The 15,758-nt window shown below is 56.2% G+C and carries 28 protein-coding genes; all 28 read right to left on the reverse strand.

The features are described 5' to 3' along the window. Positions 1-20: 20 nt before the first annotated feature. The 28 genes from rpsD to fusA all read right to left on the reverse strand — a co-directional run bounded on the left by rpsD (position 21) and on the right by fusA (position 15,752). Complete coding sequence (gene rpsD, locus ACL0K2_RS10255) at positions 21-641, reverse strand: 30S ribosomal protein S4 (protein WP_025240354.1); 621 nt, start codon at positions 639-641, stop codon at positions 21-23. 17 nt (positions 642-658) lie between these two features. Then, on the reverse strand, positions 659-1,048 hold the full coding sequence (gene rpsK, locus ACL0K2_RS10260; protein ID WP_014854207.1) for a 30S ribosomal protein S11: 390 nt from the start codon (positions 1,046-1,048) through the stop codon (positions 659-661). A gap of 30 nt (positions 1,049-1,078) precedes the next feature. Beyond that, a complete protein-coding gene (rpsM, locus tag ACL0K2_RS10265) occupies positions 1,079-1,435 on the reverse strand; it encodes a 30S ribosomal protein S13 (RefSeq protein WP_014854208.1) in 357 nt (118 codons plus the stop codon). Positions 1,436-1,566: 131 nt separating this feature from the next. Continuing rightward, positions 1,567-1,683 (reverse strand): 50S ribosomal protein L36, encoded by a 117-nt coding sequence (rpmJ, locus tag ACL0K2_RS10270; protein WP_014854209.1) that lies wholly within the window; start codon positions 1,681-1,683, stop codon positions 1,567-1,569. 30 nt (positions 1,684-1,713) lie between these two features. Continuing rightward, positions 1,714-3,042: a preprotein translocase subunit SecY gene (gene secY / locus ACL0K2_RS10275; protein ID WP_045160598.1), complete on the reverse strand. Its 1,329-nt coding sequence runs from the start codon at positions 3,040-3,042 to the stop codon at positions 1,714-1,716. After that, a complete protein-coding gene (rplO, locus tag ACL0K2_RS10280; RefSeq protein ID WP_045160597.1) occupies positions 3,043-3,477 on the reverse strand; it encodes a 50S ribosomal protein L15 in 435 nt (144 codons plus the stop codon). A 3-nt stretch (positions 3,478-3,480) separates the two neighbouring features. Continuing rightward, positions 3,481-3,660: a 50S ribosomal protein L30 gene (gene rpmD / locus ACL0K2_RS10285; protein WP_003281818.1), complete on the reverse strand. Its 180-nt coding sequence runs from the start codon at positions 3,658-3,660 to the stop codon at positions 3,481-3,483. A gap of 2 nt (positions 3,661-3,662) precedes the next feature. Then, positions 3,663-4,163, reverse strand: a complete 501-nt coding sequence (gene rpsE / locus ACL0K2_RS10290) for a 30S ribosomal protein S5 (protein ID WP_019339966.1) — start codon at positions 4,161-4,163, stop codon at positions 3,663-3,665. A gap of 3 nt (positions 4,164-4,166) precedes the next feature. Beyond that, the gene (gene rplR, locus ACL0K2_RS10295) at positions 4,167-4,517 is read right to left on the reverse strand and encodes a 50S ribosomal protein L18 (protein WP_025240351.1); all 351 of its coding nucleotides are present in this window, start codon (positions 4,515-4,517) and stop codon (positions 4,167-4,169) included. Between the two features lie 10 nt (positions 4,518-4,527). Continuing rightward, positions 4,528-5,061: a 50S ribosomal protein L6 gene (gene rplF, locus ACL0K2_RS10300; protein ID WP_025240350.1), complete on the reverse strand. Its 534-nt coding sequence runs from the start codon at positions 5,059-5,061 to the stop codon at positions 4,528-4,530. Between the two features lie 12 nt (positions 5,062-5,073). Continuing rightward, positions 5,074-5,466, reverse strand: a complete 393-nt coding sequence (gene rpsH, locus ACL0K2_RS10305) for a 30S ribosomal protein S8 (protein WP_003281824.1) — start codon at positions 5,464-5,466, stop codon at positions 5,074-5,076. A 189-nt stretch (positions 5,467-5,655) separates the two neighbouring features. Next, the gene (gene rpsN / locus ACL0K2_RS10310) at positions 5,656-5,961 is read right to left on the reverse strand and encodes a 30S ribosomal protein S14 (RefSeq protein WP_025240349.1); all 306 of its coding nucleotides are present in this window, start codon (positions 5,959-5,961) and stop codon (positions 5,656-5,658) included. Between the two features lie 12 nt (positions 5,962-5,973). Further along, positions 5,974-6,513, reverse strand: coding sequence for a 50S ribosomal protein L5 (rplE, locus tag ACL0K2_RS10315; RefSeq protein ID WP_019339970.1), 540 nt, complete (start codon positions 6,511-6,513; stop codon positions 5,974-5,976). 19 nt (positions 6,514-6,532) lie between these two features. Further along, positions 6,533-6,847, reverse strand: a complete 315-nt coding sequence (gene rplX, locus ACL0K2_RS10320; protein WP_019339971.1) for a 50S ribosomal protein L24 — start codon at positions 6,845-6,847, stop codon at positions 6,533-6,535. 11 nt (positions 6,848-6,858) lie between these two features. Next, positions 6,859-7,227 (reverse strand): 50S ribosomal protein L14, encoded by a 369-nt coding sequence (rplN, locus tag ACL0K2_RS10325; protein WP_003289207.1) that lies wholly within the window; start codon positions 7,225-7,227, stop codon positions 6,859-6,861. Between the two features lie 23 nt (positions 7,228-7,250). Next, the gene (gene rpsQ / locus ACL0K2_RS10330; protein WP_029404618.1) at positions 7,251-7,517 is read right to left on the reverse strand and encodes a 30S ribosomal protein S17; all 267 of its coding nucleotides are present in this window, start codon (positions 7,515-7,517) and stop codon (positions 7,251-7,253) included. 2 nt (positions 7,518-7,519) lie between these two features. Continuing rightward, positions 7,520-7,711 (reverse strand): 50S ribosomal protein L29, encoded by a 192-nt coding sequence (rpmC, locus tag ACL0K2_RS10335; protein ID WP_003289209.1) that lies wholly within the window; start codon positions 7,709-7,711, stop codon positions 7,520-7,522. Next, a complete protein-coding gene (gene rplP / locus ACL0K2_RS10340; protein WP_003176421.1) occupies positions 7,711-8,124 on the reverse strand; it encodes a 50S ribosomal protein L16 in 414 nt (137 codons plus the stop codon). The genes rpmC and rplP overlap by 1 nt, the downstream gene beginning before the upstream one ends. A gap of 12 nt (positions 8,125-8,136) precedes the next feature. Continuing rightward, complete coding sequence (gene rpsC, locus ACL0K2_RS10345; RefSeq protein WP_021209375.1) at positions 8,137-8,823, reverse strand: 30S ribosomal protein S3; 687 nt, start codon at positions 8,821-8,823, stop codon at positions 8,137-8,139. 13 nt (positions 8,824-8,836) lie between these two features. Next, positions 8,837-9,169 (reverse strand): 50S ribosomal protein L22, encoded by a 333-nt coding sequence (gene rplV / locus ACL0K2_RS10350; protein WP_003103908.1) that lies wholly within the window; start codon positions 9,167-9,169, stop codon positions 8,837-8,839. 13 nt (positions 9,170-9,182) lie between these two features. Continuing rightward, a complete protein-coding gene (gene rpsS, locus ACL0K2_RS10355) occupies positions 9,183-9,458 on the reverse strand; it encodes a 30S ribosomal protein S19 (RefSeq protein ID WP_019339974.1) in 276 nt (91 codons plus the stop codon). A 16-nt stretch (positions 9,459-9,474) separates the two neighbouring features. Next, the gene (gene rplB / locus ACL0K2_RS10360; protein WP_019339975.1) at positions 9,475-10,296 is read right to left on the reverse strand and encodes a 50S ribosomal protein L2; all 822 of its coding nucleotides are present in this window, start codon (positions 10,294-10,296) and stop codon (positions 9,475-9,477) included. A gap of 14 nt (positions 10,297-10,310) precedes the next feature. Continuing rightward, positions 10,311-10,610 (reverse strand): 50S ribosomal protein L23, encoded by a 300-nt coding sequence (gene rplW, locus ACL0K2_RS10365; RefSeq protein WP_021209378.1) that lies wholly within the window; start codon positions 10,608-10,610, stop codon positions 10,311-10,313. Next, complete coding sequence (gene rplD / locus ACL0K2_RS10370; protein WP_019339977.1) at positions 10,607-11,209, reverse strand: 50S ribosomal protein L4; 603 nt, start codon at positions 11,207-11,209, stop codon at positions 10,607-10,609. Before rplD ends, rplW begins: the two co-directional genes overlap by 4 nt. 11 nt (positions 11,210-11,220) lie before the next feature. Further along, positions 11,221-11,856 carry a 50S ribosomal protein L3 gene (gene rplC, locus ACL0K2_RS10375; protein ID WP_045160596.1) on the reverse strand — a complete coding sequence of 212 codons (636 nt, stop codon included), beginning with the start codon at positions 11,854-11,856 and terminating at the stop codon, positions 11,221-11,223. A gap of 81 nt (positions 11,857-11,937) precedes the next feature. Beyond that, complete coding sequence (rpsJ, locus tag ACL0K2_RS10380; RefSeq protein WP_003186070.1) at positions 11,938-12,249, reverse strand: 30S ribosomal protein S10; 312 nt, start codon at positions 12,247-12,249, stop codon at positions 11,938-11,940. A 149-nt stretch (positions 12,250-12,398) separates the two neighbouring features. After that, positions 12,399-13,592, reverse strand: a complete 1,194-nt coding sequence (tuf, locus tag ACL0K2_RS10385; protein ID WP_025240334.1) for an elongation factor Tu — start codon at positions 13,590-13,592, stop codon at positions 12,399-12,401. 30 nt (positions 13,593-13,622) lie between these two features. Beyond that, positions 13,623-15,752 (reverse strand): elongation factor G, encoded by a 2,130-nt coding sequence (fusA, locus tag ACL0K2_RS10390; RefSeq protein WP_045160594.1) that lies wholly within the window; start codon positions 15,750-15,752, stop codon positions 13,623-13,625. Positions 15,753-15,758 lie beyond the last annotated feature (6 nt).

Consider the following 15,758-nt stretch of genomic DNA (forward strand, 5'->3'; position numbering starts at 1 on the left):
ATACACCTATTTTCTAGCCCTTACTTGGAGTAGAGCTCGACAATCAGGTTTTCGTTGATGTCGGCGGACAGATCACTGCGAGCCGGAACACTCTTGAAAACACCAGATTTCTTGTCGGCGTCTACTTCGACCCACTCAACGCGACCGCGCTGTACGCACAGTTCCAGGGCTTGGGCGATGCGCAGCTGGTTACGGCACTTCTCACGAACGGCAACCACGTCACCGGCCTTCACCTGAAAGGACGGAACGTTCACGGTTTTGCCGTTAACGCTGATAGCCTTGTGGGAAACAAGCTGACGCGACTCGGCACGAGTAGAGCCGAAGCCCATGCGGTAAACCACGTTATCCAGACGGCATTCCAGCAGTTGCAGCAGGTTTTCGCCGGTAGCGCCCTTACGGCTGGCAGCTTCTTTGTAGTAGCCGCTGAACTGACGCTCAAGTACGCCGTAGATACGACGAACTTTCTGCTTTTCACGCAGCTGCGTGCCGTAGTCAGACAGACGACCACGACGCTGACCATGAACACCCGGTGGGGTTTCGATGTTGCACTTCGATTCGAGCGCGCGCGCACCACTCTTCAAGAAGAGATCGGTGCCTTCACGACGAGACAGTTTGCACTTGGGACCAATATAACGAGCCATTTCTCACTGTCTCCTGATTACACGCGGCGCTTCTTCGGCGGACGGCACCCGTTGTGCGGGATTGGCGTCACGTCGGTGATGCTGGCGATTTTATAACCACAGCCGTTCAATGCACGAACGGCAGATTCACGGCCCGGACCAGGACCCTTGACGTTGACGTCGAGGTTCTTGAGGCCATATTCCAGTGCCGCTTGACCAGCACGCTCGGCAGCCACCTGGGCAGCGAACGGAGTGCTCTTACGGGAGCCGCGGAAACCGGAACCACCGGACGTAGCCCAGGACAATGCATTGCCTTGGCGATCGGTGATAGTGATGATGGTGTTGTTAAAAGATGCGTGGATATGGGCGATGCCATCAACCACCGTCTTTTTTACTTTCTTACGAGGACGAGCAGCAGGTTTTGCCATGATTAGATTCCTGTCGATGCGCTAACGCGATTACTTGCGGATCGGCTTACGCGGACCCTTACGGGTACGAGCGTTGGTCTTGGTGCGCTGACCGCGTACCGGCAGACCACGACGATGACGCAGGCCGCGATAGCAACCCAGGTCCATCAAGCGCTTGATCTTCATGTTGACTTCGCGACGCAGGTCACCTTCAACGATGAACTTGGCCACTTCACCACGCAGCAGTTCGACCTGCTCGTCGGAAAGATCCTTGATTTTCGCTGCCGGATTTACACCGGTAGCAGCACAGATAGTCTGCGCACGAGTGCGACCGACACCATAGATGTAGGTCAGCGAGATAACAGTGTGCTTGTTATCCGGAATGTTTACGCCTGCAATACGGGCCATTCAGTGAAACTCCAATTGACAGCTACCCAACGCCCCGGAAGCCAAGAAAAGGGCGCGAGATACTAACGCTGTAATAACAAATAATCAACCCGGCAGCGCACTAGCTGCCGGGCTCGAGCCTTAGCTCACAATCAGCCTTGGCGCTGCTTGTGACGCGGTTCTGCGCTGCAGATCACTCGAACGACGCCTTCGCGACGAACGATTTTGCAGTTGCGGCACAGCTTTTTGACCGATGCACGAACTTTCATGACCAACTCCTGGAACCTTACGGGCTGACCTCAGCGGAGCATTCCGCTGCCATAGCCCTTCAGGTTGGCTTTTTTCATCAGGGAATCGTACTGGTGAGACATGAGGTGAGATTGAACCTGGGACATGAAGTCCATTACAACCACAACCACAATCAGCAACGACGTCCCGCCAAGGTAGAACGGCACGTTTGCTGCCACCACAAGAAACTGCGGTAGCAAGCATACAGCCGTCATGTATAGGGCGCCGAACATGGTCAAACGAGTCAACACACCATCGATATAGCGTGCCGACTGCTCACCAGGCCGAATCCCCGGGATAAATGCACCGGACTTCTTCAGGTTTTCTGCAACATCCTTCGGATTGAACATCAATGCCGTGTAGAAGAAGCAGAAGAAGATGATGCCGGCGCTGAACAATAGGATATTCAACGGCTGACCAGGGGCGATCGACTGAGAAATATCAGCCAGCCATCCCATGTTCTCCGACTGTCCGAACCACTGTCCCAAGGAAGCAGGGAACAGCAGAATGCTGCTGGCAAAAATGGCAGGGATGACACCCGCCATGTTCACCTTCAGCGGAAGGTGACTCGTCTGCGCAGCGAAGACCTTGCGGCCCTGCTGACGCTTGGCGTAATGCACGGCGATTCGCCGCTGACCACGCTCGATGAACACAACGAACCCGATGATGGCGATCGCCAGCAAACCAACGGCCAGCAGTGCGATGATGTTGACATCGCCCTGCCGCGCAGATTCGAACGACTGCCCCAGGGCGCCAGGGAGACCGGCAACGATACCAGCGAAGATCAACATCGAAATGCCGTTACCGACACCCCGCTCGGTGATCTGCTCCCCCAGCCACATCATGAACATCGCCCCTGCCACAAAGGTAGTGACAGCTACGAAGTAGAAGCCGAAGTCAGTGCTGAAGGCGACACCCTGGCCGGCGAGACCGACCGACATACCGATGGCCTGCACGATAGCCAACACCAAAGCACCGTAGCGCGTGTATTGACTAATCTTGCGACGACCGGACTCGCCCTCTTTCTTCAACTGCTCCAACTGGGGACTGACAGCCGTCATGAGCTGCATGATGATCGATGCCGAGATATACGGCATGATCCCCAAGGCAAAGATGCTCATGCGCTCCAGCGCACCACCGGAAAACATGTTGAACAAGCTAAGGATGGTCCCTTCGTTCTGACGGAACAGCTCGGCCAACCTGTCGGGATTGATTCCCGGAACCGGGATGTGTGCGCCAACACGATAGACGATGATCGCCATCAGCAGAAAACGCAGACGAGCCCAAAGTTCAGAAAGCCCGCCACTATTCAGCGCGGAGAGAGCACCTTGCTTAGCCATTTATTCCTCGAACTTGCCGCCAGCTGCTTCGATAGCCGCACGCGCACCCTTGGTGGCGGCGATGCCTTTCAGAGTTACCGCACGACCAACCTCACCCGACAGCATGACTTTCACGCGCTGTACGTTCTGATTGATGATGTCGGCATCCTTAAGGCTCTGCAGAGTTACGACGTCGCCCTGAACCTTTGCCAGCTCGGAGGTACGTACTTCAGCACGATCCATAGCCTTCAAGGAGACGAAGCCAAACTTAGGCAGACGGCGATGCAAAGGCTGTTGGCCGCCTTCGAAACCGGGAGCGATCTTGCCGCCAGAGCGGGAAGTCTGACCCTTGTGACCACGACCACCGGTCTTGCCGAGGCCGCTACCGATACCACGGCCCGGACGCAGCTTTTCGCGACGGGCGCCTGGCGCAGAACGCAGATCGTTCAGTTGCATGGCTTAGCCCTCCACACGGAGCATGTAGTAAGCCTTGTTGATCATGCCGCGATTTTCAGGAGTATCCTGGACTTCGACGGTGTGACCAATGCGACGCAGACCGAGGCCTTTGACGCAAAGCTTGTGATTGGGGATACGACCGCTGACGCTTTTGATCAGCGTGACCTTGACGGTGTTAGCCATGATCAGGAAATCTCCTCAACGCTCTTGCCACGCTTAGCAGCGATCGACTCAGGCGACTGCATGGCCTTCAATCCCTTGAAAGTGGCATGGACCACGTTCACTGGATTGGTAGAGCCGTAGCACTTGGCCAGGACGTTCTGCACGCCAGCCACTTCAAGAATGGCACGCATCGCACCACCGGCAATAACACCGGTACCTTCCGAAGCAGGCTGCATGTACACCTTGGAAGCGCCATGCGCTGCCTTGGTCGCGTACTGCAGAGTCGTGCCGTTCAGATCGACCTGGATCATGTTGCGGCGAGCCGCTTCCATAGCCTTCTGAATGGCAGCCGGCACTTCGCGCGACTTGCCACGACCGAAACCTACACGACCCTTACCATCACCCACTACGGTCAACGCAGTGAATGTGAAGATACGACCACCTTTTACTGTCTTGGCGACGCGGTTAACTTGAACCAGCTTCTCAATGTAGCCTTCGTCGCGCTTTTGCTCGTTATATGCCATAACTTAGAACTCCAGCCCGCCTTCACGAGCAGCATCAGCCAGTGCCTTGACACGACCGTGGTACTTGAAGCCAGAACGGTCGAACGCCACCTGGGTGACACCTGCGGCCTTAGCACGCTCAGCGACCAGCTGACCAACTTTCTTGGCAGCGTCGACGTTGCCGGTGGCTCCGTCGCGCAGTTCTTTGTCGAGAGTCGAGGCACTGGCCAGGACCTTGCCGCCGTCGGCCGAAAGGACCTGGGCGTAGATGTGCTGGGAAGAGCGGTACACACAAAGGCGTACGGTTTCCAGCTCGCGCATCTTCAGGCGTGCCTTGCGAGCGCGACGCAGACGAGTAACTTTCTTTACGCTCATTTGCTATGCCCTACTTCTTCTTAGCTTCTTTACGACGGACCACTTCGTCCGAGTAACGCACGCCTTTGCCCTTGTAGGGCTCAGGACGGCGGAAATCACGGATTTCAGCAGCCACCTGACCGACCAGTTGCTTATCGACACCCTTGATCAGGATATCGGTCTGGCTGGGGGTCTCAGCGGTAACGCCTTGCGGCAGTTCATACTCCACCGGGTGCGAGAAGCCGAGAGCCAGGGACAGCACTTGACCTTTGGCTTGCGCCTTGTAACCAACACCAACCAGCTGAAGCTTGCGCTCGAAGCCTTGGCTGACGCCGATCACCATATTGTTAACCAGCGCACGGGTGGTACCGGCCATGGCACGGTTCTGCTGATCGCCATTACGCGCAGCAAAACGGAGCTCACCGGCCTCGTGGATCACTTCCACAGACGAGTGCACGTTCAGTTCGAGAGTACCCTTGGCACCCTTCACCGAAAGCTGCTGGCCGGCCATGTTGAATTCAACACCAGCGGGCAGCTTGACGGGGTTCTTAGCAACGCGAGACATGCTTATCCCCCCTTAGAACACTGTGCAGAGCACTTCGCCGCCAACGCCAGCAGCGCGAGCAGCCCGATCCGTCATCACACCTTTATTGGTGGATACGATCGAAACACCCAGACCGCCGCGAACTTTCGGCAACTGATCAACGGATTTGTACTGGCGAAGGCCAGGACGGCTTACGCGCTTCAGCTCTTCGATAACCGGACGGCCTTCGAAGTACTTGAGCTCGATAGACAGCTGCGGTTTGGCGTCGCTGCTGACGTTGTATCCTGCGATATAGCCCTCACCCTGAAGAACGTTGGCTACAGCCACCTTCAAAGTGGAAGACGGCATGCTTACGACGGACTTTTCGGCCATCTGGGCATTACGGATACGAGTTAGCATGTCCGCTAACGGGTCCTGCATACTCATGGGCTCTTGGCTCCTAATTCAAAAAAATAAGCCCGCTAGGGCTCGTGTCGCCTGCTACTAAATGAGCGAACGCCTAACAGGCATGGCTCGGGCGAGCCGGACATTCTAGAGACAGTTCAGAAACGAATCAAGCCCCATAAGGGGCTTGATTCGACAACTGCAGTTCCGACAACAACTGCCGGAGCGTTATTACCAGCTGGCTTTCACCAGACCCGGCACATCACCGCGCATCGCAGCCTGACGCAGCATGTTACGCGCAAGACCAAACTTGCGGTACACACCATGCGGGCGGCCAGTCAGACGGCAACGATTACGCAGACGCGAAGCACTGGCATCACGAGGCTGCTTCTGCAGCGCAACCTGAGCTTCCCAACGCGCCTCTGGAGACGACTCGGGATTAGCGATGACAGCTTTCAGCGCAGCACGCTTCTGGGCGTACTTGGCAACCGTCTGCTGACGCTTCAGCTCGCGGTTCTTCATGCTTTGCTTAGCCATTTCCTACTCCAATTAGTTACGGAACGGGAAGTTGAAGGCACGCAACAGTGCGCGACCCTCTTCATCCGTTCGAGCAGTAGTGGTCAGCGTGATGTCCAGACCACGCAGCGCATCGATCTTGTCGTAATCGATTTCCGGGAAAATGATCTGCTCTTTCACGCCCATGCTGTAGTTACCACGTCCGTCGAAGGACTTGGCATTCAGGCCGCGGAAGTCGCGAACCCGGGGCAGGGAGATCGACAGCAAACGATCCAGGAATTCGTACATACGATCGCTACGCAGGGTCACCTTGACACCGATCGGCCAACCTTCGCGGACCTTGAAGCCGGCGATGGACTTGCGTGCGTGAGTCACGACGACCTTTTGGCCGGTGATCTTTTCCAGATCAGCAACCGCGTTGTCGATAATTTTTTTGTCACCGATCGCTTCGCCGATACCCATGTTCAGGGTGATCTTGGTGATGCGCGGAACTTCCATCACGTTGCCAAGCTGAAGCTCTTCTTTCAGCTTGGGAGCGATTTGCTTCCGATAAACTTCTTTTAGTCGTGCCATGGTTATCTACCTAGCAGTCTCAAGCTTCAACCGGCTTTTGGGTCGACTTGAAGACACGAATTTTCTTGCCGTCTTCTACTTTGAAACCAACACGGTCAGCCTTGTTGGTTTCGCCGTTGAAGATAGCGACGTTAGAGGCGTGCAGAGGCGCCTCCTTTTCGACGATACCGCCTTGAACGCCCGACATCGGGTTCGGCTTGGTATGACGCTTCACGAGGTTGATACCACCGACGACCAGACGGTCGTCAGCGAGAACCCGGAGCACCTTACCGCGCTTGCCCTTGTCTTTGCCGGCGATGACGATGATCTCGTCGTTGCGACGAATCTTTTGCATGCGGCTTCTCCTTACAGCACTTCAGGCGCGAGCGAGACGATCTTCATGAACTTCTCGGAACGAAGCTCACGTGTCACCGGCCCGAAAATACGGGTGCCGATCGGCTCCTGCTTGTTGTTCAACAGAACAGCAGCGTTGCCATCGAAGCGAATAATGGAGCCGTCCGGACGACGAACACCGTGACGAGTGCGGACTACGACAGCAGTCATCACCTGGCCTTTCTTGACCTTGCCACGCGGGATCGCTTCCTTGACGGTTACCTTGATGATGTCGCCGATGCCGGCGTAACGGCGGTGCGAACCGCCGAGAACCTTGATACACATGACGCGACGAGCGCCACTGTTATCCGCCACATCGAGCATTGATTGAGTCTGAATCATATAATTTCTCCGACCCCTAGCCCTTAGACTTCGACGGCACGTTCAACGACATCAACCAGCATCCAGCACTTGGTCTTCGCCAGCGGACGAGTCTCGCGGATAGTGACCTTGTCGCCAATACGGCACTGGTTGGTTTCGTCGTGGGCGTGCAGTTTGGTCGAACGCTTCACGTATTTACCGTAGATCGGGTGCTTAACACGACGCTCGATCAGAACGGTGATGCTTTTGTCCATTTTGTCGCTGACGACGCGGCCAGTCAGCGTGCGGACAGTTTTTTCAACTTCAGCCATGATCACTTACCTGCCTGCTGGTTGAGCACAGTCTTGACACGAGCGATGTCGCGCTTGACTTGCGAGAGCAGGTGAGACTGCCCCAACTGGCCAGTTGCCTTCTGCATACGCAGATTGAACTGGTCGCGCAGCAGCTCGAGCAGTTGCTCGTTCAGCTGCTGAGCGGATTTTTCACGAAGCTCATTCGCTTTCATCACATCACCGTCCGCTTAACAAAGGAGGTGGCGAGCGGCAGCTTTGCAGCAGCCAGGGCGAATGCCTCACGCGCCAGCTCTTCGGAAACACCCTCGATCTCGTAGAGCACCTTGCCCGGCTGAATCTGGGCCACCCAGTACTCGACGTTACCCTTACCTTTACCCATCCGGACTTCCAGAGGCTTTTTGGAGATAGGCTTATCGGGGAACACACGGATCCAGATTTTACCGCCACGCTTCACGTGACGGGTCAACGCACGACGTGCGGACTCGATCTGGCGTGCAGTGAGACGTCCACGAGCGACAGACTTCAGAGCGAACTCGCCGAAGCTGACTTTGCTACCGCGCTGAGCCAGGCCACGATTGTGACCAGTCATCTGCTTACGGAATTTTGTACGCTTGGGTTGCAACATTTGGCGTACTCCTTACTTGGCAGCTTTTTTACGAGGCGCAGGCGCTTGCGGCTTGAGCTCTTCATGGCGACCACCAATAACTTCGCCCTTGAAGATCCAAACCTTGACGCCGATCACACCGTAAGTGGTGTGTGCTTCGTAGGTGTTGTAGTCAATATCGGCACGCAGGGTGTGCAGCGGCACACGACCTTCCCGATACCATTCCGTACGGGCGATTTCAGCCCCACCCAGACGACCGCTCACCTGGATCTTGATGCCCTTGGCACCAATGCGGATCGCGTTCTGTACGGCGCGCTTCATGGCGCGACGGAACATTACGCGACGCTCCAGCTGCTGAGCGACGTTCTGTGCTACCAGCATTGCATCGAGTTCCGGCTTGCGGATTTCTTCGATGTTGATGTGCACAGGCACACCCATTTTCTTGGTCAGGTCCTGACGCAGCTTCTCAACATCCTCACCTTTCTTGCCGATCACGATGCCGGGACGAGCGGTATGGATAGTGATGCGTGCGGTTTGAGCCGGGCGATGGATATCGATACGGCTTACGGACGCGCTTTTTAATTTGTCTTGGAGGTACTCACGCACGTTCAGATCTGCAAGCAGATAATCGGCGTACGTACGTCCGTCTGCGTACCAGACGGAGGTGTGCTCCTTGACGATTCCCAGGCGAATGCCAGTGGGATGTACTTTCTGACCCATCTGATCGACTCCGTTACTTGTCCGCAACCTTGACAGTGATATGGCAAGACCGCTTGACGATGCGATCAGCGCGGCCTTTGGCACGCGGCATGATGCGCTTAAGCGAACGCCCTTCGTTGACGAAGACCGTGGAAACCTTGAGGTCATCCACGTCAGCGCCTTCGTTGTGCTCGGCGTTGGCCACGGCCGACTCCAGCACTTTCTTCATGATCTCGGCGGCTTTCTTACTGCTGAAAGCCAGCAGGTTGAGCGCTTCGCCCACCTTCTTCCCGCGGATCTGGTCGGCGACCAGGCGGGCTTTCTGGGCGGAGATGCGAGCGCCCGACAACTTAGCGGCTACTTCCATCTTTCCTTACCCCTTAGCGCTTGCCTTTCTTGTCCGCTACGTGCCCGCGATAGGTGCGGGTACCAGCGAACTCGCCGAGTTTGTGACCGACCATGTCTTCGTTCACGAGAACGGGAACATGTTGACGACCGTTATGCACAGCGATGGTCAAACCGACCATTTGCGGCAGGATCATCGAACGACGCGACCAGGTTTTAACTGGTTTGCGATCATTCTTTTCCATCGCCACTTCGACCTTCTTCAATAGGTGAAGATCGATAAAAGGACCTTTTTTCAGAGAACGCGGCACTGTCGTATCCCTCTAGTTACTTGCGACGACGGACGATCATGTTATCGGTGCGCTTGTTAGAACGAGTCTTCGCGCCCTTAGTCGGGAAGCCCCATGGCGACACCGGATGACGACCACCGGAGGTACGACCCTCACCACCACCGTGGGGGTGATCGACCGGGTTCATTGCCACACCGCGAACGGTCGGGCGAACACCGCGCCAGCGCTTGGCACCCGCTTTACCCAGCGAACGCAGGCTGTGCTCGGAATTCGAGACCTCGCCCAGAGTCGCTCGGCACTCGGCCAGCACTTTGCGCATTTCGCCGGAGCGAAGACGCAGTGTTACGTAAGCACCCTCACGCGCGACCAGCTGAGCCGACGCACCGGCAGAACGGGCGATCTGAGCACCCTTGCCCGGCTTGAGCTCGACACCGTGAACGGTTGAACCCAGCGGGATGTTGCGCAGCGGCAGGCTGTTGCCAGCCTTGATCGGCGCGTTGACGCCGGAAAGCAGCTGGTCACCAGCACTTACGCCCTTAGGCGCAATGATGTAACGACGCTCACCATCCGCATACTTCAGCAGCGCAATGTGCGCAGTGCGGTTCGGGTCATATTCCACACGCTCAACGACGGCAGGAATGCCATCCTTGTTGCGGCGAAAATCGACCAGACGGTAATGCTGCTTGTGACCACCACCGATATGACGCGTGGTGATACGACCGTTGTTGTTACGACCGCCTGACTTCGACTTCTTCTCGAGCAGCGGAGCATAAGGAGCGCCTTTGTGCAGCTCCTGACCGACCACTTTGACCACAAAACGGCGGCCCGCGGAAGTCGGTTTGCATTTAACGATTGCCATGATGCACCCCTTCCTTACTCAGCGTTGCCGGAGAAATCGAGATCTTGGCCCGGCTGAAGCGCGATGTACGCCTTCTTCCAGTCGTTGCGCTTGCCCAGCCCGCGAGCGGTGCGCTTGGTCTTGCCCTGAACATTCAGAGTGCTGACTTTGGCTACCTTCACGTTGAACAGGCTTTCGACGGCCTTCTTGATTTCCAGCTTGGTTGCATCAGTAGCAACCTTGAAAACGAACTGGCTTTTGCTGTCAGCCAGCATGGTTGCCTTCTCGGAGACGTGCGGACCAAGCAGGACTTTGAATACGCGTTCCTGGTTCATCCCAGCAGCTCCTCGAATTTCTTCACAGCCGACACGGTGATCAACACTTTGTCATAGGCGATCAGGCTGACTGGATCGGAACCCTGAACGTCACGAACATCGACGTGCGGCAGGTTGCGAGCCGCCAGATACAGGTTCTGATCGACAGCATCGGAAACGATCAGTACGTCATTCAGGCCCATACCGGTCAGCTTGTTGGCAAGCAGCTTGGTCTTAGGACTGTCGACGGCGAAATCTTCAACGACGACCAGACGCTCGGAACGAACCAGTTCGGAAAGAATGGAACGCAGCGCTGCGCGGTACATCTTCTTGTTGAGCTTCTGCTCATGGTTCTGCGGACGAGCAGCGAAGGTTACGCCACCGCCACGCCAAATCGGACCACGCGAGGTACCCGCACGCGCGCGGCCAGTACCTTTCTGACGCCAGGGACGCTTACCGCCACCCGAGACATCGGAGCGAGTCTTCTGCTGCTTGCTGCCCTGACGACCGCCAGCCATATAGGCGACGACAGCCTGGTGCACCAGGGTCTCGTTGAACTCACCACCAAAGGTTTGCTCGGAGACTTCGATGGCCTGTGCGCCATTTACATTCAATTGCATGTGAACTCCCCTTACCCGCGAGCCTTGGCGGCCGGACGCACGACAACGTCACCACCCGTGGCGCCGGGCACTGCGCCCTTCACCAGCAGCAGGTTACGCTCTGCATCGACACGCACGATTTCCAGGGACTGCACGGTTACGCGCTCGGCGCCCATGTGCCCGGACATCTTCTTGCCCTTGAAAACACGACCAGGAGTCTGGCACTGGCCAATCGAACCCGGAACGCGGTGGGATACGGAGTTACCGTGGGTATTGTCTTGACCACGGAAGTTCCAGCGCTTGATGGTACCGGCAAAGCCTTTACCCTTGGACTGACCGGTGACATCCACCATCTGTCCAGCCTGGAAGATTTCAGCGTTGATCTGGTCACCAACCTGGAACTCCTCGCCATCGAGGCGGAATTCCCAGACACCACGACCGGCAGCAACGTTCGCCTTGGCGAAATGGCCAGCCTGAGCCTTGGTAACACGGGACGCGCGACGCTCGCCGACAGTAACCTGTACAGCGCGATAGCCATCGCTCTCTTCATTCTTGAACTGAGTGACGCGATTCGGCTCGATCTCGATGACCGTAACCGGAATAGAGACACCATCTTCGGTGAAAACGCGGGTCATGCCGCATTTACGACCGACTACACCAATAGTCATGTTGTAACCTCTTGAGTGTACGGGGCTTTCACCCGCTATGGCCGCCCATTTCAGAGCGTTACACGACTAAAACTCGAGGTTTTAGCCGAGGCTGATCTGCACTTCCACGCCAGCCGCAAGATCAAGCTTCATCAGCGCATCGACAGTCTTGTCGGTCGGCTGGACGATATCCAGCACACGCTTATGAGTACGGATCTCATACTGGTCGCGCGCATCCTTGTTGACATGCGGAGAAACCAGAACAGTGAACCGCTCTTTGCGGGTCGGCAGTGGAATCGGACCACGCACCTGAGCACCAGTACGTTTCGCGGTTTCCACGATTTCCTGGGTTGATTGATCGATCAGGCGATGGTCAAAAGCCTTCAACCGAATACGGATTTGTTGGTTTTGCATTTTGACCTCAGACTCCAATTAGCCATCCCTACCAAACGCAATACGCCCGGTAAAAGGAGGCGCAATTGTACGGATGCGTCCAGGGGGTGTCAATAAATGATCAACAATAGAAAAAGGGCCCCGAAGGGCCCTTTCCCACATCGAAAGGATTATTCGATGATCTTGGCAACCACGCCGGCACCCACGGTACGGCCACCTTCGCGAATCGCGAAGCGCAGACCATCTTCCATGGCGATCGGAGCGATCAGAGTGACAACCATCTTGATGTTGTCGCCCGGCATTACCATTTCTACGCCTTCCGGCAGCTCGCAGTTACCGGTCACGTCAGTAGTACGGAAGTAGAACTGCGGACGGTAGCCTTTGAAGAACGGCGTGTGACGACCGCCTTCTTCCTTGCTCAGCACGTAGACTTCGCCTTCGAACTTGGTGTGCGGCTTGATGGTGCCCGGCTTGGCCAGAACCTGACCACGCTCTACGTCATCACGCTTGGTACCACGCAGCAGCACGCCCACGTTCTCACCAGCGCGACCTTCGTCGAGCAGCTTGCGGAACATTTCAACGCCGGTGCAGGTGGTCTTGGTCGTGGCACGAATACCAACGATTTCGATCTCTTCCTGAACCTTGACAATGCCGCGCTCAACGCGACCGGTCACAACGGTACCGCGACCGGAGATCGAGAACACGTCTTCGATCGGCATCAGGAACGGCTTGTCGATGGCGCGCTCAGGCTCCGGAATGTAGCTATCCAGAGTCTCGACCAGCTTGCGCACGGCCGACACACCCATTTCGTTGTCGTCCTGACCGTTCAGAGCCATCAGTGCGGAGCCGATGATGATTGGCGTGTCGTCACCCGGGAAGTCGTAGGTCGACAGCAGGTCACGCACTTCCATCTCAACCAGTTCCAGCAGCTCGGCGTCATCCACCATGTCAGCCTTGTTCAGGAAGACAACGATGTAAGGAACACCTACCTGACGGGACAGCAGGATGTGTTCGCGCGTCTGCGGCATCGGGCCGTCAGCAGCGGAACAAACCAGGATCGCGCCGTCCATCTGCGCAGCACCGGTGATCATGTTTTTCACGTAGTCAGCGTGACCTGGGCAGTCGACGTGAGCGTAGTGACGAATCGAGGAATCGTACTCAACGTGGGAGGTGTTGATGGTGATACCACGAGCCTTCTCTTCCGGCGCGTTGTCGATCTGCGAGAAGTCACGCGCAGAGCCGCCCCAAGTTTCCGCGCAGACCTTAGTCAGCGCAGCGGTGAGCGTGGTTTTGCCATGGTCAACGTGACCAATGGTACCGACGTTCAGGTGCGGTTTGTTACGTTCGAATTTTTCTTTAGCCACGACAGTAAACCTCTTACTTAAAGGGCTGAATCAACCTTGTTTTTTAACCAGTGCTTCGACGATATTCGACGGAGCCTCGGAGTATTTGGAGAATTCCATAGAGTAGCTCGCGCGACCCTGAGACATGGAACGAACGTCGGTCGCATAACCGAACATTTCACCCAGCGGTACTTCGGCACGGATTACCTTGCCGGACACTGTGTCTTCCATGCCCTGGATCAGACCACGACGACGGTTCAGGTCACCCATCACGTCACCCATGTAGTCCTCAGGGGTTACCACTTCGACTTTCATGATCGGCTCAAGCACTACACCGCCGCCCTTCTGAGCCAGCTGCTTGGTCGCCATGGAAGCGGCCACCTTGAACGCCATCTCGTTGGAGTCGACGTCATGGTAGGAGCCATCGAAAACGGTCGCTTTCAGGCCGATGAGCGGATAGCCGGCCACAACGCCGTTCTTCATCTGCTCTTCAATACCTTTCTGAATGGCCGGAATGTATTCCTTCGGAACCACACCACCCACGACTTCGTTCACGAACACCAGACCTTCCTGACCTTCATCAGCAGGCGCAAAGCGGATCCAGCAATGACCGAACTGACCACGACCACCGGACTGACGAACGAACTTGCCTTCAATTTCGCAGTTCTTGGTGATCTTCTCGCGGTAGGAAACCTGAGGCTTACCAATGTTCGCCTCAACGTTGAACTCGCGACGCATACGATCGACGAGAATGTCCAGGTGCAACTCACCCATACCGGAGATGATGGTCTGCCCGGTTTCCTCGTCAGTCTTGACGCGGAATGACGGATCTTCTTGGGCAAGTTTGCCCAGTGCGATACCCATCTTCTCCTGGTCGGCCTTGGTCTTAGGCTCTACCGCTACCGAGATGACCGGCTCAGGGAAATCCATACGCTCAAGAATGATTGGATTGTCTGCGTCGCACAGAGTGTCACCGGTGGTGACGTCTTTCATACCAATCAGAGCAGCGATATCACCAGCGCGCACTTCTTTAATCTCTTCACGCTGGTTGGCATGCATCTGCACCATACGACCAACGCGCTCTTTCTTGCCCTTGACCGAGTTGATCACCGAGTCACCCGAACTGAGGAAGCCCGAGTAAACACGCACGAACGTCAGAGTGCCAACGAATGGGTCGGTGGCAATCTTGAACGCCAGAGCCGAGAACGGTTCGGCGTCGTCAGCATGACGCTCATCATAGTCAGCATCAACGAGCTCTTCTTTCGGCTTGTCGATGATGTCAGGATGAATTCCCTTGATAGCAGGAATTTCAGTCGGAGCAGGCAGGTACTCGATAACGGCGTCGAGAACCAGGGGAACACCCTTGTTCTTGAACGAAGAACCGCAGACAGCTGGAACGATCTCGTTAGCCAGAGTACGCGCGCGCAGGCCAGCCTTGATCTCTTCGTTGGTCAGCTCTTCGCCTTCCAAGTACTTGTTCATCAGCTCTTCACTGGACTCAGCGGCAGCCTCGACCATGTTGGAGCGCCATTCTTCAGCCAGCTCCAGCATATCGGCAGGAATCTCTTCCTCGCGATAGGTTGTGCCTTTGTCATCGTCGTTCCAGTAGATAGCCTTCATCTTGATCAGATCAACCTGACCCTGAAAGTTATCCTCTGAACCAATAGCGAGCTGAATCGGTACCGGGGTATGACCCAAGCGATTCTTGATCTGACTAACGACGCGCAGGAAGTTAGCACCAGCACGGTCCATCTTGTTCACGTAGACGACACGTGGAACGCCGTACTTATTGGCCTGACGCCAAACGGTCTCGGACTGCGGCTCAACACCGGAAGTACCGCAGAATACAACGACAGCGCCATCCAGCACGCGCAACGAACGCTCTACTTCAATGGTGAAGTCAACGTGACCGGGGGTGTCGATAACGTTTACGCGGTAGTTGTCGTACTGACCTACGGAGCCCTTCCAAAAGGTCGTAACAGCAGCGGAGGTAATTGTGATACCACGCTCCTGCTCCTGCACCATCCAGTCAGTAGTAGCCGCACCGTCGTGCACCTCACCCATCTTGTGGCTAAGGCCTGTGTAGAACAGGATCCGCTCGGTCGTAGTGGTCTTGCCCGCGTCAACGTGCGCACAAATACCAATGTTGCGGTAGCGGTTAATTGCTGTGTTACGAGCCATAAAGCC

Source organism: Pseudomonas sp. YJ42 (assembly GCF_047225135.1).
Taxonomy (GTDB): Bacteria; Pseudomonadota; Gammaproteobacteria; order Pseudomonadales; family Pseudomonadaceae; genus Stutzerimonas; species Stutzerimonas stutzeri_E.

What these genes read in the sequence shown, in the direction of transcription:
- rpsD (WP_025240354.1), bottom strand. Translation starts at nt 641, where the DNA reads ATGGCTCGTTATATTGGTCCCAAGTGCAAACTGTCTCGTCGTGAAGGC.
- rpsK (WP_014854207.1), bottom strand. Translation starts at nt 1,048, where the DNA reads ATGGCAAAACCTGCTGCTCGTCCTCGTAAGAAAGTAAAAAAGACGGTG.
- rpsM (WP_014854208.1), bottom strand. Translation starts at nt 1,435, where the DNA reads ATGGCCCGTATTGCAGGCGTAAACATTCCGGATAACAAGCACACTGTT.
- rpmJ (WP_014854209.1), bottom strand. Translation starts at nt 1,683, where the DNA reads ATGAAAGTTCGTGCATCGGTCAAAAAGCTGTGCCGCAACTGCAAAATC.
- secY (WP_045160598.1), bottom strand. Translation starts at nt 3,042, where the DNA reads ATGGCTAAGCAAGGTGCTCTCTCCGCGCTGAATAGTGGCGGGCTTTCT.
- rplO (WP_045160597.1), bottom strand. Translation starts at nt 3,477, where the DNA reads ATGCAACTGAACGATCTGCGTTCTGCGCCAGGCGCCCGTCGCGAAAAG.
- rpmD (WP_003281818.1), bottom strand. Translation starts at nt 3,660, where the DNA reads ATGGCTAACACCGTCAAGGTCACGCTGATCAAAAGCGTCAGCGGTCGT.
- rpsE (WP_019339966.1), bottom strand. Translation starts at nt 4,163, where the DNA reads ATGGCATATAACGAGCAAAAGCGCGACGAAGGCTACATTGAGAAGCTG.
- rplR (WP_025240351.1), bottom strand. Translation starts at nt 4,517, where the DNA reads ATGAGCGTAAAGAAAGTTACTCGTCTGCGTCGCGCTCGCAAGGCACGC.
- rplF (WP_025240350.1), bottom strand. Translation starts at nt 5,061, where the DNA reads ATGTCTCGCGTTGCTAAGAACCCCGTCAAGCTGCCCGCTGGTGTTGAA.
- rpsH (WP_003281824.1), bottom strand. Translation starts at nt 5,466, where the DNA reads ATGAGTATGCAGGACCCGTTAGCGGACATGCTAACTCGTATCCGTAAT.
- rpsN (WP_025240349.1), bottom strand. Translation starts at nt 5,961, where the DNA reads ATGGCTAAGCAAAGCATGAAGAACCGCGAGCTGAAGCGTCAGCAGACG.
- rplE (WP_019339970.1), bottom strand. Translation starts at nt 6,513, where the DNA reads ATGGCACGACTAAAAGAAGTTTATCGGAAGCAAATCGCTCCCAAGCTG.
- rplX (WP_019339971.1), bottom strand. Translation starts at nt 6,847, where the DNA reads ATGCAAAAGATTCGTCGCAACGACGAGATCATCGTCATCGCCGGCAAA.
- rplN (WP_003289207.1), bottom strand. Translation starts at nt 7,227, where the DNA reads ATGATTCAGACTCAATCAATGCTCGATGTGGCGGATAACAGTGGCGCT.
- rpsQ (WP_029404618.1), bottom strand. Translation starts at nt 7,517, where the DNA reads ATGGCTGAAGTTGAAAAAACTGTCCGCACGCTGACTGGCCGCGTCGTC.
- rpmC (WP_003289209.1), bottom strand. Translation starts at nt 7,711, where the DNA reads ATGAAAGCGAATGAGCTTCGTGAAAAATCCGCTCAGCAGCTGAACGAG.
- rplP (WP_003176421.1), bottom strand. Translation starts at nt 8,124, where the DNA reads ATGTTGCAACCCAAGCGTACAAAATTCCGTAAGCAGATGACTGGTCAC.
- rpsC (WP_021209375.1), bottom strand. Translation starts at nt 8,823, where the DNA reads ATGGGTCAGAAAGTACATCCCACTGGCATTCGCCTGGGAATCGTCAAG.
- rplV (WP_003103908.1), bottom strand. Translation starts at nt 9,169, where the DNA reads ATGGAAGTAGCCGCTAAGTTGTCGGGCGCTCGCATCTCCGCCCAGAAA.
- rplB (WP_019339975.1), bottom strand. Translation starts at nt 10,296, where the DNA reads ATGGCAATCGTTAAATGCAAACCGACTTCCGCGGGCCGCCGTTTTGTG.
- rplW (WP_021209378.1), bottom strand. Translation starts at nt 10,610, where the DNA reads ATGAACCAGGAACGCGTATTCAAAGTCCTGCTTGGTCCGCACGTCTCC.
- rplD (WP_019339977.1), bottom strand. Translation starts at nt 11,209, where the DNA reads ATGCAATTGAATGTAAATGGCGCACAGGCCATCGAAGTCTCCGAGCAA.
- rplC (WP_045160596.1), bottom strand. Translation starts at nt 11,856, where the DNA reads ATGACTATTGGTGTAGTCGGTCGTAAATGCGGCATGACCCGCGTTTTC.
- rpsJ (WP_003186070.1), bottom strand. Translation starts at nt 12,249, where the DNA reads ATGCAAAACCAACAAATCCGTATTCGGTTGAAGGCTTTTGACCATCGC.
- fusA (WP_045160594.1), bottom strand. Translation starts at nt 15,752, where the DNA reads ATGGCTCGTAACACAGCAATTAACCGCTACCGCAACATTGGTATTTGT.